Here is a 19838-nt window from a genome sequence, read left to right as displayed (position 1 = left end):
AATAGCATGGGGTGGCAGAGGCTATATCTCAGGCAGGAAGATTAGAGCTGGTAGGCTTTGACGGTCAAGGGCCGTCAAAGCCTTTTTGATATGATTTCATATGACAAAAGTCACACGTAAATAGGCCTTGCCAAGCATTTTACTTGTCATATCTTTCCCTTGACAAAAGGTTGCGGTGGCAGGTGTTAAATCAACCAAGGGAATGTTATAATAAACAGGATTTACAGGCACGCATTGCATCTGTGCTTATTTGGTTTGTACAAATAGGTTACATAGATCCTTTCGAATCAGGATGTTCGATATGCTGGTGCGGAAGAACGTGACGATAATACCGGAGGGAATATATTATGGCAAAACTGGTGGTTTGCGATCACCCTTTGATCCAACACAAACTTACATTTATTCGCGATGTGCGGACCAACACGAAAGATTTCCGTGAATTGGTTGATGAAGTAGCAACTTTGATGGCTTATGAAATTACAAGGGATATCCCGCTGGAGAGCATTACAGTGCAGACTCCAGTTGCAGAAACCGAAGGTAAAGTGATTTCTGGTCGTATGCTGGGGCTTATTCCGATTCTACGTGCAGGCCTGGGTATGCTGGATGGTGTCGTAAAGCTTTTGCCGGCAGCAAAAGTAGGACATGTGGGGTTGTTCCGTGATCCTGAGACATTACAACCTGTAGAATATTATACGAAGCTGCCTACGGATGTAACTGAACGTGAATTGATCGTAATTGATCCAATGCTTGCAACAGGCGGGTCGGCGATCGCAGCGATTGATGTGTTGAAAAAGAGAGGCTGTACTCAAATTAAAATGATGAATCTGATTGCCGCTCCTGAAGGAGTGAAAGCTGTGCAGGATGCACATCCTGATGTAGACATTTATGTCGCTGCACTGGACGAGCGTTTGGATGATCATGGTTACATCATTCCGGGTCTTGGAGATGCAGGAGACCGCTTGTACGGAACCAAGTAGACTGCTTTTAGCGGTTTGGCACAATCTATGGACGCTAATACAGATCATCTATCTGAAGAACGGAATGATCTGGGAAGCAGATGTTTATTATGAAAAGGGGTTCAACAGAAAATGTCTAAAATCAAAGTGATGACAATTTTCGGTGTGCGTCCGGAAGCGATTAAGATGGCTCCTCTCATTTTAGAGCTTCAGCGCCATCCGGAGCATATCGAGTCCGTGGTATGCGTTACAGCTCAACATCGCCAGATGCTTGATCAGGTTCTGGAAGTTTTTAATATTCACCCTGACTATGATTTGGATGTAATGAAGGATCGCCAGACACTCAATGAAATCTCCATACGTGTACTTCAAGGTCTGGAGCCCGTATTGCGTGAGGCGAAGCCTGATATTGTGTTGGTTCACGGCGATACGCTGACGACTTTCCTGGCTAGCTATGCAGCCTTTATGCAACAAATTGAAGTAGGACATGTGGAAGCAGGTTTGCGGACATGGAACAAGCTTTCTCCATATCCTGAGGAAATGAATCGTCAGCTCACAGGTGTGCTGTCCGATCTGCATTTCTCGCCTACTTCTTTGTCAGCTGGAAATTTGCGGAAGGAAAATAAGCCTGAATCGCGAATATATGTAACAGGCAATACAGTTACGGATGTGTTTCAGTATACAGTTCGCCAGGACTACGAGCACCCTGTACTGGACTGGGCTCAGGGCAAACGCCTAATTCTCATGACAGCACATCGTCGGGAGTCCCAAGGGGAACCGCACCGTCAGATTTTTAACGCGGTTAAGCGGATCGCAGACGAGTTTGAGGATATTGCTATTGTTTACCCGGTTCATCCGAGCCCGGCTGTGAAGGAACCTGCATTTGAAATTTTGGGCAACCATCCGCGTATTAAGCTGATTGATCCGCTGGATGTAGTGGATCTGCACAATTTTTATCCGCACACGCATCTGATTCTTACGGATTCCGGTGGTCTTCAGGAAGAAGCGCCTTCGTTCGGAGTACCTGTGCTGGTGCTGCGTGATACGACCGAAAGACCGGAAGGGATTGAAGCGGGTACCTTGGAACTGGTGGGTACAAGTGAAGAGAACGTGTACAACCGGACCAAGGCTCTTTTGACAGATTCCGCGTTGTATGAGTCTATGAGTCAGGCTGCGAATCCTTACGGTGATGGACAGGCATCTGTAAGAATTGTCAATGCGATTTTGCACCATTATGGTATTCAAACAGAACGTCCTGAAGAATTTCACACAATGTTCACAAAAGGCGTTCGTTCGTAATCATTAATCTTTACAAGGTAAGCATACAGTTAAACTGTACGGTTACCAAGGGATACAGCATTTTTAGATGCTTTGTCGACTGATTTTTATACTTTAGGGCGCTAAAATATCTCAATTGACAAAGCATCTTATATTTAAGTAAAATGGACTGGAATTGCAGGGGTGACATGAGAAAAGTGGTCAAACCTTCCAAGCAAAACAACAACCGAAACAACACCGGAAATGCCTTTAAGGCTATAGGACTGGTGAGCGCGATCGGCATTGATTTGACGATATGCACACTGGGTGGTTTCTATGCCGGGAAATGGCTTGATGCCAAACTTGGTGGATCTGGAATCTGGACTGGCGTAAGCGTTCTCGCAGGCTTGGTTGTAGGCGCATTGAGTATTGCCCTTGTGATCGGAAAGGTACTGAGGGACAAATGAATGAGATGACCCGAATGCAAAAGATGTTATGGATCGTAGCGCTTATGATTATGGCTCTGTGTTTCCTGGTCTCCGCCTTCATGCCCCAACATCGTGACATTGCTCACGGAATCATTCTGGGAACGGGAGTAAGCTGTCTAAATGTGCTATATATGGCCTACAAGATTCGACAGGTTGCGAGTGCGGCTGCCGGTGAAGGAAAGAAGAAAAAGGTGGGGATTGGCTTTGGCGTTCGATTGGCGACCTCTATTTTGGCAGTGGTGCTGGCTATGGAGTTCCCAGCCTATTTCCATGAGATCGCTGTAATGGCAAGCCTGGTAACTGGACAATTTCTTCTTTTAATTATAGGCATCATATTCACGCTACAGGAAAAATAATGGCTCAACTGAGAAAGGGGTGAGAAAACATGTTGCATGAATCACCGATTATCGAATTGGGCGGGTTTAACATTGACTTGTCCGTCATTATTATGCTTTTTGTGACTTGCGCGATTGTATTTGGACTAGCATTTGCTGCAACACGCAATTTGTCTGTGGACAATCCGAGCAAACTGCAAAATTTTATGGAATGGGTCGTAGAATTCGTTCAAGGACTGATTTCCAGCACAATGGATTTGAAAAAAGGGAAGCCCTTCCTCTCCTTGGGGATGACGCTGATCATGTTCATTTTCGTGGGCAATATGCTGGGTTTACCGTTCGGAATTGTGACTGAATTCGATAATGTGCAAAGTGCCCAAGTATTTGGACATGAAATCATTCCAGTCAAAGAAGCACTGGAACAAGCACAGGCGTCTCACCCGGGCGAAGCTGCCCATGTAGGTATCAGCTGGTGGAAATCACCTACCGCAGATGCAGGGGTGTCCATTGGACTGGCATTGATGATCTTTGTCCTGGTTCATTTCCTGGGAATCTTCCGTAATACCAAAGCTTACTTCAAGCATTACGTTCAGCCATTTCCGTTCTTTTTGCCAATTAACTTGATTGAACAGTTTTCAAAACTATTGACACACGGTATGCGTCTATTCGGTAATATTTTTGCTGGCGAAGTTTTGATTAGTGTTCTGCTGAAAATGACAGCACTTGGTGTGGGAGGTATGGTTGCTTCCGTATTGGGGCTCGTAGTTTGGCAGGGATTCAGTATTTTTGTCGGTAGCATTCAGGCGTTCGTCTTCACCATTTTGACGTTCGTATATATATCACAGGCAATTGACACACATGAAGAAGAACATTAGGTGAATTATGTTTCAGGTTTTTAGTTAAGTTCAGGAGTACGCTTCGCGCTTAACTGCAAATACATGTACAATACAAATACACATCTCTAAGGAGGATTTTTAAAATGGGAGCTTGGGCATTAATAGCAGCAGCTATCGCAGTAGGTTTGGGTGCGCTTGGCGCAGGTATTGGTAACGGTCTGATCGTAAGTAAAACAGTTGAAGGTATCGCTCGTCAGCCAGAGGCGAAGTCCACCTTACAAACTATTATGTTTATCGGTGTAGGTCTGGTCGAAGCCCTACCTATTATCGGTGTCGTTCTGGCATTTATTTTTTACGCTAAGGCTTAATGAATTGAACTAAGCAAGGTTTGGCGGGGAAGGCACAGCCATCCGCGCCTTCTTTGTTCGTTGGAACATGAAAGATCCAGAACCGACGTTCACCGGAAAGGAGTGACTTCAATTGAGTTTAAATTGGACAAGTATCGTTTTCACTATCATTGCATTTTTGATCTTGTACTGGTTACTGACGCGCTATGCATTTGGCCCTCTCTTTTCCGTTATGGAAAAGCGGCGTCAACTCGTGTTACAGCAAATGAATGAGGCGGCACAAACGCGTGAACAGGCTGTTGCTTATGTTGAGGAGCAAAAGCAGGCTCTCCAACAGGCGCGTAAGGAAGCCTACGATATTATAGAACAGTCAAAACAAACAGGTAACAAGCAAGCGGAACAAATTATTATTCAGGCTAAAGACGAAGCTGTCCGCCTGAAAGACGAAGCTGTTCGTGAAATCACAAGCGAGCGTAATAAGGCAGTTGCCGAACTACGCAGCGAAGTGGGTAAAGCTTCGGTACAAATTGCTTCCAAACTGATTCAAAAGGAAATCAAGGAAGACCAAGTCCAGGGAGAGCTTGTCGACCAATACCTTAAAGAGGTAGGAGGCAAAGCATGAGCCGAGATACGGTAGTTGCCAAACGGTATGCGAAAGCTTTGTATGAAGTAGCAGAGCAGGAGCAAACCATTATGGAAACCGAACAGGAGCTACGTGCTTTTGTAGAAGCTGTATCGGGGGATGCTGAAATCCGTAAATTCATTAATTCTCCTAACATTACGGAAGCAGTCAAGCTTCAGGTTCTGGCTAGCAATTTTGAAGGCAAGTTGTCTGCGTCGCTGATTAACACGATTAAGCTGCTGATTCAGCGCAGTAGAGCAGATTTGTTCGAATCTCTCTTGGCCGGATATCTCGATATTCAGGAATACAAGCTGGGAATTGCCCATGCTAAGGTGTATTCGACTTATGCTTTAAGTGAGCAGGAAAAAACAGCGGTAGCCGAGGAATTCGGAACCCGTGAACATAAAACAATCCGTGTGGAAAATATAGTGGACCCGAGTCTGCTGGGCGGATTGAAAGTGGTTATCGGCGATACACTGTACGACGGCAGTCTGGCCGGCAAGCTGGATCGTCTCGAGAAATCCTTTAACAGACGAGTATAGAAGATAGGGGTGAACACACTTGAGTATCAAACCTGAGGAAATCAGTTCATTGATTAAAAGTCAGATTGAACAATATAAAAATGATATCGAGGTCGTTGAAGTCGGCACTGTTGTTGAAGTCGGCGACGGTATTGCCCGCGTCTACGGACTGGAAAAAGTTATGGCCGGTGAATTGGTCGAATTCGACACTGGCGTATTGGGCTTGGCGCTCAACGTGGAAGAAAGCAATGTCGGTGTTGTTATTTTGGGTCAATTCTCCGACATTCGTGAAGGTGGTCAAGTAAAACGTACAGGCCAGATCATGCAAGTCCCTGTAGGCGAAGCAATGATCGGGCGTGTAGTTAACCCGCTGGGGCAACCAGTAGACGGTAAAGGACCGATTGCTACAACAGAATTCCGTCCGGTTGAAAGTCAGGCTCCAGGCGTTATGGCCCGTAAATCGGTACATGAGCCTATGCAGACAGGAATTAAAGCTATTGATGCGATGGTACCGATTGGTCGTGGTCAACGTGAGTTGATTATCGGTGACCGTCAAACAGGTAAAACTTCTATCGCAATCGATGCTATTTTGAACCAAAAAGGCAACGGCATGAAATGTATTTATGTTGCTATTGGTCAAAAACAATCCACGGTTGCTCAAGTTGTTGAAACATTGCGTCGTCATGGTGCGCTGGAATACACGATTGTCGTTACGGCATCTGCTTCCGAACCATCACCATTGCTGTACATTGCTCCTTACTCTGGCTGTGCCATGGGTGAGTACTTTATGTACAAAGGCGAGCACGTCCTCGTTGTTTATGATGACTTGACTAAACAAGCGTCTGCTTACCGGGAACTTTCCCTGTTGCTGCGCCGTCCACCGGGTCGTGAAGCATATCCGGGTGACGTTTTCTACCTGCACTCTCGCTTGCTGGAACGTGCAGCGAAGCTGAATGATGAGTTGGGTGGCGGATCACTTACCGCATTGCCATTCATCGAGACACAGGCTTCCGACGTTTCTGCATATATTCCAACTAACGTTATCTCCATCACGGATGGACAGATCTTCCTGGAAGCTGACTTGTTCTATGCAGGGCAACGTCCGGCGATCAACGTAGGTATTTCCGTATCTCGTGTAGGTGGCTCCGCTCAGATTAAAGCGATGAAAAAGGTTGCAGGTTCCCTGCGTCTGGATCTTGCTCAATATCGCGAGCTTCAAGCGTTCTCCCAATTCGGGTCCGATTTGGATAAATCCACTAAGGCCCGTCTCGATCGCGGTGCACGTATGATGGAAATTTTGAAACAAGGTGTTAACCAACCGCTTGCTGTAGAGCAACAAGTAGTGAGCTTGTATACTGCTGTAAAAGGCTTCCTCGATGATATCCCTGTATCGGATGTAAAACGTTTTGAAAAAGACTTCCTGTCTTTCATGGAGTCCGATCATCAGGATGTGCTTCAATCTATCCGCGACACGAAAGACTTGGTTGCTGATAATGAAGCAGCTTTGAAGGCAGCTATCGAGAAATTCAAAAAATCATTCGCCACGTCGGTTTAATTATATTGGAATTTGCCTGTTTATGATGAAAGATGTCCTAAGGAAGCGTACCCTCTGGGTTGTGGCTTCCTTGGCATGTTTTACTCTCAATAACAGGCCCTTTAACATATGTGCGGCTGGATTTTAATCTTATGAAGTTAGCTTTGGTTTGGCCAAAGCTTGAAGGTGGTGAAATCATGGCAAAAGGTATGCGCGACATTAAACGTCAGATTAAAAGTGTGCAGAGTTCGAAGCAGATTACGAAAGCGATGGAAATGGTCGCTGCCTCCAAACTGAGAAGAGCTCAAGAGAAAGCAGAGTCGGCTCGACCTTACTCGGAAAAGCTCAAAGAAGTTGTGAGTAGTATTGCCTCTGGAGCGAATAACATCAAGCATCCAATGCTGGAGAGTCGTCCGGTTAAAAAGACGGCTTATCTCATCATTACATCTGATCGTGGTCTGGCTGGTGGTTATAACGCTAATATTCTGCGACAGGTTACGCAGACGATTGCTGAACGTCACCGTTCACAGGATGAATTCGTGATTTTCATCATTGGGCGAAAAGGACGGGATTATTTCAGACGTCGTGAATTCCCTATTGCAGAATCGGTAACAGATCTATCAGATACACCTGCATTTTCAGATATCAAAACGATTGCTAGCAAAGCCGTACAAGGCTTTGAACTTAAAGAATTTGATGAGCTTTATCTATGCTATAACCGCTTTGTTAACGCATTGACTCAAATTCCAACAGTTGATCGGTTGTTGCCGATGGCAACACCGGATTCAGCTACAGCTTCATCCTCAATTAATTATGAGTATGAACCTTCACCAGAGGGAGTGCTGGAAGTATTGCTGCCCCGTTATGCGGAAACGCTCATTTACGGCGCTTTACTGGATGGTAAAGCAAGTGAACTGGGAGCGAAAATGACGGCGATGGGAGCTGCTACGAAGAATGCTACCAAGTTGATTGGAGAGCTTTCCTTGACCTATAACCGTGCTCGTCAAGCGGCTATTACCCAGGAAATTACGGAAATTGTCGCAGGGGCTAACGCTCAGTCTTAATACGACTGGCTTGCGACTATTTGATAACAGGGTCTACACTATTATGATAAACTGCGGGCGCAAAACAAATCAGAATGGTTCAGATTTGCGGCTGTGCAAGCTTGTAGGAGGGAAACCAAAAGATGAACAAAGGACGCGTAGTGAGCATCATGGGTCCGGTTGTCGACGTTGAGTTTGAACGTGGACAGCTTCCGGAAATTCTGAATGCTATTCATATTGGGACTGTGCTGGAGAGCGGAGTCAAAATTGATCTGACGCTCGAAGCTTCAAAACATCTAGGTGACAACCGTGTGCGTTGTATTGCCATGTCTTCCACAGATGGTTTGGTTCGTGGAGCTGAAGCAATAGATCTGGGAGCGCCTATCTCTGTACCTGTCGGCGAAGCTACTCTTGGACGTGTATTTAACGTGCTTGGAACGCCAATTGACAATGGTGCTGATATGAGTGAAGCGGCTAGAAATCCGATTCACCGTCAAGCGCCTTCTTTCGAAGAACTGACAACTCAAGCAGAGATGCTCGAAACTGGTATTAAAGTTATCGACTTGCTGGCTCCTTATGCCAAGGGCGGTAAAGTCGGATTGTTTGGTGGTGCTGGTGTAGGTAAAACCGTAACCATTCAAGAACTGATTAACAATATCGCTCAGGAGCATGGTGGTATTTCTGTATTTGCGGGTGTTGGTGAACGCACACGTGAAGGAAATGACTTGTACCATGAAATGAGAGATTCCGGCGTTATCAACAAAACAGCGATGGTGTTCGGACAAATGAACGAGCCCCCAGGTGCACGTTTGCGTGTTGCCCTCACAGGTCTAACGATGGCGGAATATTTCCGTGACCAAGAAGGCCGTGATGTGTTGCTCTTTATTGATAACATTTTCCGCTTTACCCAAGCAGGCTCTGAGGTTTCTGCCCTGTTGGGACGTATGCCTTCTGCAGTAGGTTACCAGCCTACGCTGGCAACTGAGATGGGTCAATTGCAAGAACGGATCACTTCTACTAAAAAAGGTTCCGTTACTTCCATTCAGGCGATCTACGTGCCTGCGGATGACTATACTGACCCGGCTCCTGCTACAACGTTCGCTCACTTGGATGCTACAACGAATCTGGAACGTAAAATTTCCGAAATGGGTATTTACCCGGCGGTTGATCCACTCGCATCGAGCTCCCGTATTTTGTCTCCAGACGTTGTGGGTGAAGAGCATTACAATGTAGCGCAAGGGGTAAAACAAATTTTGGCCCGCTACAATGAGCTTCAGGATATTATTGCGATTCTGGGTATGGACGAGTTGAGTGAAGAAGATAAAATGCTGGTAGCACGTGCCCGTAAAATCCAGCGTTTCCTTTCACAACCTTTCCACGTTGCTGAGGCATTTAACGGCTTCCCGGGTAAATATGTACCGGTTAAAGAAACGGTGCGTAGCTTCAAAGAAATTTTGGAAGGCAAGCATGACAACCTTCCAGAAGCGGCCTTCCTTTTTGTAGGAGCCATTGAAGAAGCAGTTGAAAAAGCTAAAACGTTGTAAACATACAGGCAGAGAATAGCCGAGCCTTACGAAGTGAGCTGTCTGTGGACAGCTTCCAGGAGGGATTCAAGTGAGCACCTATTTACTAGAGATTGTGACGCCGGAGCGCCTGGTCTATGCAGAACAGGTAAACAGCATCAGTGTTCGCGGCTCGGAAGGCGATCTTGGGATTTTACCAGGACACCTTCCCTTGGTCACTCCCTTGAAGATTGCACCGGTTCGCATTAAAATCGGTGGTCAAACCGAAGTGATTGCGGTCAATGGGGGCTTTATTGAGGTCCGCAAAGACAAAGTGGTCATTTTGGCTGAGAGTGCGGAACGTTCCGAAGATATTGATGTGGAACGTGCCCGTGCGGCAAGGGAGCGGGCAGAACTGCGGCTCCAGAGCAAGCAGGAACAGATAGACCATCATCGGGCAGAAGTCGCTCTGCAACGGGCGCTTAACCGATTGAATGCCACAAGTATCAGAACCAATAAGAATTAATATTGGATTTTGAGTGGAATTTAAAAAGGGTTCGGCATAGTATACGGATGGAATGACAAAGAGACCACTTCATAACTTCTGCCCAAGAATGCCTGCAGAAGGTAAAGTGACGCCTTTGCTTCCTTCGATCACTGTGATCGAGCCCTTTTTTAGCTGTCTTTTCCAAAAGTATAGTCCTATTTCTAGGTTGATAGCTAGGTATTTAGTACCTTTTAAATTCGCGAAACAGAAGTGATTATTCACATTTTGTCGAAATAAATGTACTGGAAACAGAAATAGCACTAGCATATTAGGCGCTTGCCGAGTATTATAAAGAAGTCTGTGACGCAGATGGGAGGAATTACGAATGAACGGGAAGCAGCAGTTGGCTGAACAGTTAAGTCAATCGGCGAGTATGACCGCGCTGATCTCTATGATCGTATCGCTCATCTGTATAGCGTTAGCTTGGTGGGCTTTGCAAAGCTTAAAGCTGGATTTACTAATTCGGCAACCCAAAGGACCGCAGGGCAGATTGCTGCACTTGTTTCTTGCTATTATTTTGGGACAGTTGGTTTCTGGTTTCTTATTGAGCTACATCTCTTGGAGCCAGATGCTGTAGAATTTGTTTTAACATGAAGTAAGCGGGTTATATGACTTTATGACTCTGTATGTGCAGGAATTGTCGAATAACATCATGCCATATTGTTAACAATGGTAAACAAAAGCACCGTACATGTATAACAGCCTGAATCCGTTAGAACGCAGGTGGTCGTCAAGTGTAAAAAACGCTTGTATACTTGTTTTAATCAGTGGTATGATGGCAGTTAGGGTATTAATAAAATCTTGTTTTTTTATGTAATGAAAAAGCAAGGCATGAAAATAGCGGAATATGTTCTTTTTTCCAGAATGGAAAAGGGAAATGACGCGCGGAGGGAACCATAGATGAGCAAATTTATCGTCCGCGGTGGCAACAGATTGACCGGGAGTGTCAAAGTCAGCGGAGCCAAAAACTCAGTTCTGCCGATCATCGCCGCTTCTCTGTTAGGAGAAGAAGGAGAAAGTGTTATTATGGATGCACCTCCTCTAGACGATGTGATGACCATTAACAAAGTGCTGGAGTCCTTAGGAGCAGGCGTTACATACCAAGACGAGGTCATTCGTGTTGACGCGCGGAAGATAATTTCCTGTGAAGCCCCTTACGAGTGGGTTAGGAAAATGCGCGCATCATTTTTGGTTATGGGGCCATTGCTTACACGTTTGGGACGTACAAGAATCTCGCTTCCAGGCGGATGCGCAATTGGAACAAGACCTATTGATCAGCATTTGAAGGGGTTCGAAGCGTTGGGCGCCGAGATAAGCTTGGGCCAGGGCTTTATTGAAGCTAAAAGTAACGGTCGTCTGCGCGGAGCTAAAGTTTATTTGGATGTGGCCAGCGTAGGAGCAACCGAGAATATTATGATGGCCGCTACTCTTGCTGAGGGCGTAACTACCATTGAGAATGCTGCTAAGGAACCTGAGATCGTTGATCTCGCCAACTTCCTGAATGGCATGGGAGCCAAAGTACGCGGTGCAGGCACAGGCGTAATTCGTATAGAAGGCGTCGAGAAGCTGCATGGTGTAAAACATACGGTCATTCCCGACCGGGTAGAAGCAGGTACTTATATGGTTGCTGCTGCGATCACAGGCGGGAACGTATATGTAGAAGGCGCAATATCCGATCATTTGGGACCGGTTATATCCAAGATGGAAGAAATGGGTGTAACGATTCAACCCGATGAAAATGGTATTCGTGTCATTGCGGATAAGCCGCTAAAGGCCGTTGATGTTAAAACGCTGCCTTATCCTGGGTTTCCAACCGATATGCAGTCTCAGATGATGGCACTTCAACTTGCCGCTGAAGGAACGAGCATCATTACGGAAACTGTGTTTGAAAATCGTTTCATGCATGTGGATGAGTTTCATCTCATGAATGCAGAAATTAAAGTCGAAGGTCGTTCGGCGATTGTAACTGGCAATGCTAAGCTGACGGGTGCGAAAGTAACCTCGACAGATTTGCGTGCAGGTGCGGCGTTAATTCTGACTGGACTTATTGCAGAAGGTACAACGGAGGTATCTGGCGTTCATCACATCGATCGTGGTTACGTTCATTTGGCTGAGAAACTGACTGGATTGGGAGCGGATATTTACAGAGTGACTGTAGATGAATCCAAACTGGATCATTCGGCTAGCACAGAGCGTGTTGTGGCAGAAGAAACGCCGGGGAATCTGTTCAAGAAGATTCAGCCTTCCCTCGCCTAACCTTTAACTTATTGGCATAGGTATAAACTTGAACAATTAGAACCAAGTCCGAAAGGGCTTGGTTTTTTTGTGTTTTTGCTGCTTGTCTTTTTCATTCTTTCAGTTCTCTTAAAACGGTTCTATCAAAGTGGACGACCTCATATGATTGAAAATATCTGCTGGAGTATATCTGTACTTTCAGCCGGACACTTAGCCCTTTGATGGAGGTTTCAGCCTATGAAAGATTCACAGGTTCGCATCCGTATACCAATTCATCATCCTCAGGAACATCGCCAGGCCTCACTTGCGGAGGAAAGCTCTGGCTCTATAGCAACTTCGTTGCAGAAAAATAAACTTATGCAGCAGCATGCAGAATCAACAGGTGCATTTCCGACTATCGCCAAGACCAATCGGCGTACCACAGCGTTGACTTCCACTACTCACACTGTCGGTACGATGCTTCCTGAGGCTGGAACATCGCCCGGTAACACATACGACGCAAGCAGGCGGCGGGGACCGCAGCCGCATCTGCGACCTGCAGCCGGGCGAGCTCCGCGTTGGGGCAGCCGCCGCCCATGGCTGCCATTTGCCGCCATGGCAGGGGTGCTGGTGCTTGCCATGGCTGTGCCCGCACTCATGGCATGGCCTCGCCAGGCGGCGCAGCCTTTGCCGACTGGGAGCCGCACAGCCGCACCCGCGCAGTCTAATACGACGGCAAAGAGCGAGGCACCCGTCACGCGCCTGCCGGGTGTCCCACCGATACCGGCCGTACCCGCTGCTCCAGCGCGTAGCGTTCCGGTCGTGGCAGAGCCGGACGTGCGGGTGTACGTCACGTCTACTGGCCGGACGGAGACATTACCTTTGGAGCAATACATTGTCGGCGTAGTAGCAGCTGAAATGCCGCCCAGCTTTGAGGAAGAGGCATTGAAAGCACAGGCTATCGCCGCGCGTACGTTCATTACCCGGCGTTTGTTGGCTGATGACACCAGCGGCGCCCCGGCGGGCGCAGATGTGACAGATACCGTTAAACACCAGGCTTACATCTCCAAAGCTAAACTTACTAGAGAATGGGAGCGTTCTGGTAAATCCGCAGATCTGGCAAAAATTCGCCAGGCTGTGCGCGAGACTAAGGATACAATCATGGTATATGAGGGTAAACCCATTACAGCTTCTTTTTTTTCTACCAGCAACGGCTATACTGAAAATTCAGAGGATGTATGGGCGAAGGCCGTGCCCTATTTACGAAGTGTGTCTAGTCCATGGGACAAGCAGCTGGCCCCCCGTTTTACAGAAACCGTCACACTGAGCCGTCAGAGCGTGTTCGATAGATTGGGATTGAGTCGTGCTGCGGTCACTGCTTCTACTGGAGGTGGGAGTATGCCAGAGATTCGTATACTCTCCAAGACAGAAGGGCATCGCATCAAGAAGATTGAGGTGGGAGGCTTGGTCTTTACGGGGCCGGAGATTCGTAACAAACTAGGGCTGCGATCGGCTGAATTTACGTGGAAGACCGAAGGGGACCGGATTGCAATAACAACCTACGGGTATGGCCATGGCGTCGGTATGAGCCAGTGGGGAGCCAATGGAATGGCCAAGGAAGGTCATACCGCCACTCAGATTCTTCTTCACTATTATACTGGCATTTCTTTTGCGAATGCCTCTCGTATTCTAAGTTAGTAAATTTTTCGTAACTTTGAAGTATAAAAGAGTTGCGCCCGGTAACACTGGTTACTGAGGTGATGAGCAAATGAGTGAACAAAATAAAAACCAGAACCAAAATCATGAAGATACACCCAAAACCTTTCAGGGTGGAAGAGCTTCACGGCCGTCTTCGTGGAAAAAGCTGTTGTCCAAAAGGTGGGCATACCCGGCAGCCTACATTGCCGCAGCAGCCATTATACTAACCTTAGTGTGGGTCTATCAGGATGCTAGCCAGAAGTCTTTCAAACCTGACCCAGCTAGTCCATCGTTACAAAGCACAAGCGCAGTGAGTACCGATGTTAACGAACAACAACCAGAAAGTGTGGAGGTTGTTGCTCAGTCAGAAAATATCGCATGGCCGGTGGCAGATGCTAGCGCAGTGCAGGTCGTAAAGCCTTTCTTTGACGAAAACGCGACAGCTGATGAGCAAGCGGCAGCTATGGTAGAGTACGATAAAACATTTACCGCTAATACGGGGATTGACCTTTCTCGGTCCGACGATCAGGCGTTTGAAGTGAGAGCCGCTCTGAGTGGAAAAGTATCTCGTGTGGAACAACATCCGCTGGTAGGTAACGTCGTAGAAATCACGCATGATAATAATCTCAAAACAGTGTACCAAAGCTTGAGCGATCTGAAAGTAAAAGAAGGCGATCAAGTGAAACAAAATGATGTGATTGCTTCAGCAGGTCGCAACGAGCTTGAAAAGGATTTGAAAACACATCTGCATTTTGAAGTGTACCAGGATGACAAGCCGGTGAATCCAGCAGGTCTGCTTCCTAAAAAATAAATGGATCATAGCTTTGCATGCAAAGCGGGGAATTCAAATTCCCTGCTTTTTTCTTGTGTAGTTTTAGCGCATGAGGTAAACATAAGCTGCTTTTGCCAAATAAATAGGCCTTCCGAAGCATGTCTTCCCACCAAACCGCGAATATATAGGCACGCTCCTCATATAATGTACCAAACTATCCACAGTAGGGAGGCGGGAGCGTGCACGATTACATCAAGGAACGGACCATCAAAATCGGTCGCTGTATCGTGGAAACAAGGAATACGGTCCGTACGATTGCCAAGGAATTTGGTGTCTCCAAGAGCACGGTGCATAAAGATCTGACCGAACGGCTGCCTGAAATTAACCCGGATCTTGCCGATCAGGTGAAGCACATTCTCGAATACCATAAATCCATCCGCCATCTGCGGGGGGGGGAAGCGACGAAAATTAAGTACAAAAAAACGAGTGGGAAAAGAAGGGGAATTCTTGTTTCCGGCAAGTCCTAAAAATATATAGTGAATTGGCTGGCAAAGCCATTGAATCAACCCCCTGAAGTATGATATGTTAAAAGATGGTACAAGACGAAAAATGACATGTAACCGTAGGTTTATACATATATTTGCCGCTTCTTGTCGAATCTTAGCTTTTTAAAATATCACTTTGGGGGCCTTTTTAATATGTTCAGTAATGATATCGGTATCGACCTCGGTACGGCCAACGTGCTTATCCACGTCAAAGGTAAGGGGGTTGTTCTTGACGAACCTTCCGTTGTTGCGATAGAAAGCGATACAAAAAGAGTTCTGGCTGTCGGAGAAGAAGCGCGCCGTATGGTAGGACGTACTCCTGGTAATATCATAGCCATCCGTCCATTGCGTGATGGTGTCATCGCCGATTTTGAAGTAACAGAAGCGATGTTGAAATATTTTATTAATCGGGTAGGGGGAAAAAGCTGGTACAGTCACCCTCGTATTTTGATTTGTGCGCCGACGAACATTACCTCAGTGGAGCAAAAAGCGATTCGTGAAGCGGCGGAGCGTAGCGGGGCGAAAGAAGTATTTTTGGAGGAAGAGCCAAAGGCGGCTGCCATCGGGGCAGGAATGGATATCTTTGAGCCTAGCGGCAACATGGTCGTAGATATCGGTGGCGGAACAACAGACGTTGCAGTCCTCTCTATGGGAGATGTTGTAACAGCTTCTTCTATTAAAATGGCAGGGGACAAATTTGATACAGCCATCATGAAATATGTAAAAACGAAGTACAAGCTTCTCATCGGGGAACGTACGGCTGAGGATATCAAGATTGCTATCGGAACCGTGCATCCGAGCGGACGACGTGCTGAGATGGACATCCGTGGACGGGATATGGTATCCGGATTGCCCAAGACGTTAAGTATTTCCGCGGAAGAAGTGCAGGATGCGCTGAGAGATCCCGTGTCAGCGATTGTAGCTGCAGCTAAGTTTGTACTGGAGCAGACCCCACCGGAGCTATCAGCCGATATTATTGACCGTGGTGTCATTTTGACTGGCGGTGGTGCGTTGCTTAGCGGTTTGGACGAGCTGCTTGCTGAAGAATTGCGTGTTCCAGTGCTGGTTGCTGAAGATCCGATGCATTGTGTCGTTAAAGGTACAGGAATTATGCTGGATAATTTGGATCATGTGGTTAAGAAAAAGTTCTAATCTGCCGATAGTGACTATAAGAGACTCGTGTGCGGTCAGGCAGGTTGCCTAGCATTTTGGCTTTAGTGCCTCCATGCGAGCATATAATTGATGAGCAGAGTATAGGATTGGGGTGCACGATACATGTTGAGAGGTTTATATACTGCGGCCGCCGGAATGATGACACAACAACGACGTCATGACACTGTGACGCAAAATATTGCTAATATGAATACCACGGGATATAAACAGGAGAATAGCGTTCAACGCTCATTCCCCGAAATGCTTATTTCCATGACGGGGGGAAACCCTGATAACCCGGACCGTACGGTCGGCAAGCTCAATACTGGCGTTTTTGCTGAGGAAAGCCTCTCTCCTTACATTCAGGGAGCGTTGAAGGATAGTGGACAAACTACGGATTTTGCGTTACAGTCCAATATTAATGTGAACGACCCGGCTACTGGTCGACCTATGGCTTTTGATCAGGCTGGAAAATTCATCAATGCTAACGGTGAAGTCACCTATCGTCCAGAAGCGTTTTTTACGGTACGGGACAATAATGGTAATGTCCGCTATACACGTGATGGGCATTTCCAAGTAAATGGAACGGGAGCATTGCTTTCGTCGACTGGTTCAGCAGTGTTGGATACGAATGGAAACCCAATTCAATTGACGGGGTCTGTCTCAGCGCTTAAAGTAAATGAACGGGGTCAATTGGTGGACAGCCAATCCAACCAGTTGCTCGGAACGACGCTTGGAATTAGTGTTATTGATCGGCCGTACCAGCTCGTTCGTGAGGGCAACGGTAATTTCCGCCTGAATGATACGGATGGTGCTACGGCTAGAATGATGACCGCTAATGATACTGTATCTGTTCGCCAGGGCTATCTGGAAGTATCTAATGTAGATGCTGCTCAGTCGATGGTGGACATGATGGCTGCGTTAAGAGCGTATGAAGCGAATCAGAAGGTTATTCAATTTTATGATAAAAGCTTGGACAAGGCCGTTAACGAAGTAGGCCGTGTATAACAGGGGGTAAGTGATGAACAACTCCATGATTGGCGCAATGGTGTCTATGGCCAGTGTGCAGCAGCGTTTGGATTTAATTGCCGATAATATCGCCAATGTCAATACGGTTGGTTATAAGAGTAAACAAGGTTCCTTTGAAGATGTATTGGCTAATGTGCAGCAACAGCCTTCAACGTATCTCCAAAATGGACGGGCGATGCCGCTCGGCTATAATTTGGGCTACGGAGTCAAAACGACCGCAATTATGAAAAATATGGAGCAAGGCCCACTCAAGGAGACAGGACTTCCTACGGATCTGGCGATCCAGGGGAATGCCTTGTTTGAAATCCAGGGAAATGGGCAAAAAGCTTGGACGCGTGACGGCAGCTTCCATTTTATTCCTGATCCGAATGATAATGAGACGATGATGTTGACCACTGCGGAAGGTTATTCTGTGCTGGATAATAACGATATTCCTGTGACTGCGCCAGCGGGTTCCAAAGTAGCTATTAACTCCGATGGCGAATTGCTGATTCGTGCTAATGGAACTGGCGCTCCGACAGTTGGTCAGCGAATTAAGCTAATGGATGTACAGCGTCCAGAAGGATTGCAACAGCGGGATGATAACCTGTTTGTGTTAGCAAATGGTGTGACAGAAGCCGATGTATTCGGGGCAGCAGGGGTGGCAGGTGCTGTTCCAACGGACGTATCTGTGCGTTCCGGTTATCTTGAGGAGTCTAATGTGGATTTAGCGGGCGAAATGACGGATATGATGCAAGTCCAGCGGATGTATCAAATGGCGGCACGGGCATTAACCTCTAGCGATACGATGATGAACCTGGCCAATAATTTGAGGGCTTAAGGATTTGGTGATGAAGGAAGAACAATCTGATTCCCGTCCGGTGCCTGAAAAGACTAAATCCCGCTGGCGTACTGCTCGTTATTTCGTAGTTCCGTTGCTGCTCCTGTTCTCGCTGTTAGGCGGCTTAATTGCAGGATATGTAATTGTAGGTAAGCAAGGGCTGGCAGGCGTATTTGAATGGAAAACCTGGCAGCATGTCATTGATCTTATATTTGCGCCTTGATTTATTTTTTAAAAAGTGATTATGGTGGGAGAAGGTCGCTCCGCGAATGATTTGATCTTACGATCGCTGTTGCAACGGAATTTTCATATTATTAAGTTATTTAGATGTAAAAATCCCGTTGCAAAGGCGAACACTTACGCTTCTCCAGATTCAAATCCTTCGTTCCGCTGCTACCCGCCATTGTCCACTTTTGTAAAGGTAAATCAACCCGCTATTTTGTGGGTAGTAAATAAAAAAACAAACCCTGTGCCAGTGGCGCAGGGTTTTATTATGTTTTCACCGCAGAACCCTCCAGTGTAGCGAGTATGGATTGCAACCAATTGAGGCCGTTCAGAGGCCTTCGTTAGTTTTGTTTGCTCTTCGCGACAAGCGAGTATTATTGAAGCGAGTCTTCTTTTTGAGCAAAAGTAACTAGGCGGAGAGGTTTATTTGAATCTGGAGAAGCGGTAGCGTTCGCCTTTGCCCCTAAATTTTAACCTTACAGGCTTTTGTAGAATGAGAAAATTAAGGGGCAACAGCGATCGGAAGATCAAATAAATCGCGCAGCCTGTCCCCCTTGGCTCAAAGGAAACTTCGCTTCACCCCCATAATAGGAGCAACAAATATGGTACTTCCGCATAATTTTCTTTTTGCATCTGATGAATGTATAATGATGGGGAGTTTATAACACTACGGGGTAAAACCAAGCACGAGCAAAAGGGCTTCTTCTCGCCTCTGGTTGCGTAACCGGCGGAAAAAGCCCCTTATCTCAACCTTCACTTCTGCAGTAGGTGAAGGATATCTAACATTGTTGCCGTGATGAGCTGTTTTTATACAGCGTTAGCGGGGTAATATTATGCTTGCAGTAACTCTGGCTGAACAGAGTCAAATCTGCAAGCGAGAGGAGTTATTAAGGTAAATGGACAAATTGCAATTGGATGTTAATCAAATTCAGGAGATTATTCCGCATCGACCGCCATTTTTGTTGGTGGACCGTATTATTGAACTGGAGGAAGGTAAAAGAGCAGTAGGCATTAAAAATGTAACGATGACTGAGCCCCATTTCATTGGACATTTTCCGGGTTATCCCGTTATGCCTGGTGTGTTGATCACTGAAGCGTTGGCTCAAGTCGGAGCAGTCGCATTACTGCACCTAGAGAGCAATCGCGGCAAAATCGGCTTTTTGGCAGGGTTGGACGGTTTCCGTTTCCGTGGACAGGTAGTCCCTGGGGATACGCTGACACTTGAAGTGGAAATCACTCGTTCTAAAGGTGCTTTTGGTAAAGGGAAAGCTACGGCGAAAGTGGGCGACACAGTAGTAGCTGAAGGCGAGATTATGTTTGCCTTATCAGACCCACCCCAATAGACAAGCGCTGCCGACATAAGCACGACGTCTGAACCGAGTGCATGTGTACATA

General features: G+C 46.6%; 22 protein-coding genes. All 22 read left to right on the top strand.

What is annotated here, in order from left to right:
• Positions 1-347: 347 nt before the first annotated feature.
• The 22 genes from upp to fabZ all read left to right on the top strand — a co-directional run bounded on the left by upp (position 348) and on the right by fabZ (position 19786).
• Complete coding sequence (gene upp, locus PPM_RS24160; RefSeq protein ID WP_013312332.1) at positions 348-977, top strand: uracil phosphoribosyltransferase; 630 nt, start codon at positions 348-350, stop codon at positions 975-977.
• 111 nt (positions 978-1088) lie between these two features.
• Positions 1089-2255 carry a non-hydrolyzing UDP-N-acetylglucosamine 2-epimerase gene (gene wecB / locus PPM_RS24155; RefSeq protein ID WP_013373441.1) on the top strand — a complete coding sequence of 389 codons (1167 nt, stop codon included), beginning with the start codon at positions 1089-1091 and terminating at the stop codon, positions 2253-2255.
• Positions 2256-2422: 167 nt separating this feature from the next.
• Entirely contained in the window at positions 2423-2680 is a 258-nt protein-coding gene (locus PPM_RS24150) for an AtpZ/AtpI family protein (RefSeq protein WP_013373440.1), read from the top strand.
• Positions 2677-3057 carry an ATP synthase subunit I gene (locus PPM_RS24145; protein WP_013373439.1) on the top strand — a complete coding sequence of 127 codons (381 nt, stop codon included), beginning with the start codon at positions 2677-2679 and terminating at the stop codon, positions 3055-3057. The genes PPM_RS24150 and PPM_RS24145 overlap by 4 nt, the downstream gene beginning before the upstream one ends.
• A 29-nt stretch (positions 3058-3086) precedes the next feature.
• On the top strand, positions 3087-3911 hold the full coding sequence (gene atpB / locus PPM_RS24140) for a F0F1 ATP synthase subunit A (protein WP_013373438.1): 825 nt from the start codon (positions 3087-3089) through the stop codon (positions 3909-3911).
• A 104-nt stretch (positions 3912-4015) separates the two neighbouring features.
• A complete protein-coding gene (gene atpE, locus PPM_RS24135) occupies positions 4016-4240 on the top strand; it encodes a F0F1 ATP synthase subunit C (RefSeq protein WP_013373437.1) in 225 nt (74 codons plus the stop codon).
• Between the two features lie 112 nt (positions 4241-4352).
• Positions 4353-4841 carry a F0F1 ATP synthase subunit B gene (atpF, locus tag PPM_RS24130; protein ID WP_013373436.1) on the top strand — a complete coding sequence of 163 codons (489 nt, stop codon included), beginning with the start codon at positions 4353-4355 and terminating at the stop codon, positions 4839-4841.
• The gene (locus PPM_RS24125) at positions 4838-5383 is read left to right on the top strand and encodes a F0F1 ATP synthase subunit delta (RefSeq protein ID WP_013373435.1); all 546 of its coding nucleotides are present in this window, start codon (positions 4838-4840) and stop codon (positions 5381-5383) included. Before atpF ends, PPM_RS24125 begins: the two co-directional genes overlap by 4 nt.
• 19 nt (positions 5384-5402) lie before the next feature.
• Complete coding sequence (gene atpA, locus PPM_RS24120) at positions 5403-6917, top strand: F0F1 ATP synthase subunit alpha (protein ID WP_013373434.1); 1515 nt, start codon at positions 5403-5405, stop codon at positions 6915-6917.
• Between the two features lie 176 nt (positions 6918-7093).
• Positions 7094-7960: an ATP synthase F1 subunit gamma gene (atpG, locus tag PPM_RS24115; RefSeq protein ID WP_013373433.1), complete on the top strand. Its 867-nt coding sequence runs from the start codon at positions 7094-7096 to the stop codon at positions 7958-7960.
• Between the two features lie 122 nt (positions 7961-8082).
• Entirely contained in the window at positions 8083-9483 is a 1401-nt protein-coding gene (atpD, locus tag PPM_RS24110) for a F0F1 ATP synthase subunit beta (RefSeq protein WP_013373432.1), read from the top strand.
• 70 nt (positions 9484-9553) lie between these two features.
• Entirely contained in the window at positions 9554-9967 is a 414-nt protein-coding gene (locus PPM_RS24105; RefSeq protein ID WP_013373431.1) for a F0F1 ATP synthase subunit epsilon, read from the top strand.
• 346 nt (positions 9968-10313) lie between these two features.
• Positions 10314-10565 carry a DUF1146 family protein gene (locus tag PPM_RS24100; protein WP_013373430.1) on the top strand — a complete coding sequence of 84 codons (252 nt, stop codon included), beginning with the start codon at positions 10314-10316 and terminating at the stop codon, positions 10563-10565.
• Positions 10566-10888: 323 nt separating this feature from the next.
• Positions 10889-12244 carry a UDP-N-acetylglucosamine 1-carboxyvinyltransferase gene (murA, locus tag PPM_RS24095; RefSeq protein ID WP_016324823.1) on the top strand — a complete coding sequence of 452 codons (1356 nt, stop codon included), beginning with the start codon at positions 10889-10891 and terminating at the stop codon, positions 12242-12244.
• A gap of 216 nt (positions 12245-12460) precedes the next feature.
• Entirely contained in the window at positions 12461-13900 is a 1440-nt protein-coding gene (gene spoIID, locus PPM_RS24090) for a stage II sporulation protein D (protein WP_016324822.1), read from the top strand.
• 70 nt (positions 13901-13970) lie between these two features.
• Entirely contained in the window at positions 13971-14711 is a 741-nt protein-coding gene (locus PPM_RS24085) for a M23 family metallopeptidase (protein WP_016324821.1), read from the top strand.
• A 200-nt stretch (positions 14712-14911) separates the two neighbouring features.
• Positions 14912-15199 (top strand): sporulation transcriptional regulator SpoIIID, encoded by a 288-nt coding sequence (spoIIID, locus tag PPM_RS24080; protein WP_013373425.1) that lies wholly within the window; start codon positions 14912-14914, stop codon positions 15197-15199.
• Between the two features lie 171 nt (positions 15200-15370).
• Positions 15371-16369 (top strand): rod shape-determining protein, encoded by a 999-nt coding sequence (locus tag PPM_RS24075; protein ID WP_016324820.1) that lies wholly within the window; start codon positions 15371-15373, stop codon positions 16367-16369.
• A gap of 123 nt (positions 16370-16492) precedes the next feature.
• Positions 16493-17377 (top strand): flagellar hook-basal body protein, encoded by an 885-nt coding sequence (locus PPM_RS24070; protein WP_013373422.1) that lies wholly within the window; start codon positions 16493-16495, stop codon positions 17375-17377.
• Positions 17378-17390: 13 nt separating this feature from the next.
• Positions 17391-18218 carry a flagellar hook-basal body protein gene (locus PPM_RS24065; protein ID WP_016324819.1) on the top strand — a complete coding sequence of 276 codons (828 nt, stop codon included), beginning with the start codon at positions 17391-17393 and terminating at the stop codon, positions 18216-18218.
• Positions 18219-18228: 10 nt separating this feature from the next.
• Positions 18229-18441 carry a DNA-directed RNA polymerase subunit beta gene (locus PPM_RS24060; RefSeq protein WP_007432733.1) on the top strand — a complete coding sequence of 71 codons (213 nt, stop codon included), beginning with the start codon at positions 18229-18231 and terminating at the stop codon, positions 18439-18441.
• Positions 18442-19339: 898 nt separating this feature from the next.
• On the top strand, positions 19340-19786 hold the full coding sequence (gene fabZ, locus PPM_RS24055; RefSeq protein ID WP_013373420.1) for a 3-hydroxyacyl-ACP dehydratase FabZ: 447 nt from the start codon (positions 19340-19342) through the stop codon (positions 19784-19786).
• The last annotated feature ends 52 nt before the right edge of the window (positions 19787-19838 follow it).

Source organism: Paenibacillus polymyxa M1 (assembly GCF_000237325.1).
Taxonomy (GTDB): Bacteria; Bacillota; Bacilli; order Paenibacillales; family Paenibacillaceae; genus Paenibacillus; species Paenibacillus polymyxa_C.
This window is presented reverse-complemented; position numbering and strand designations above follow the sequence as displayed.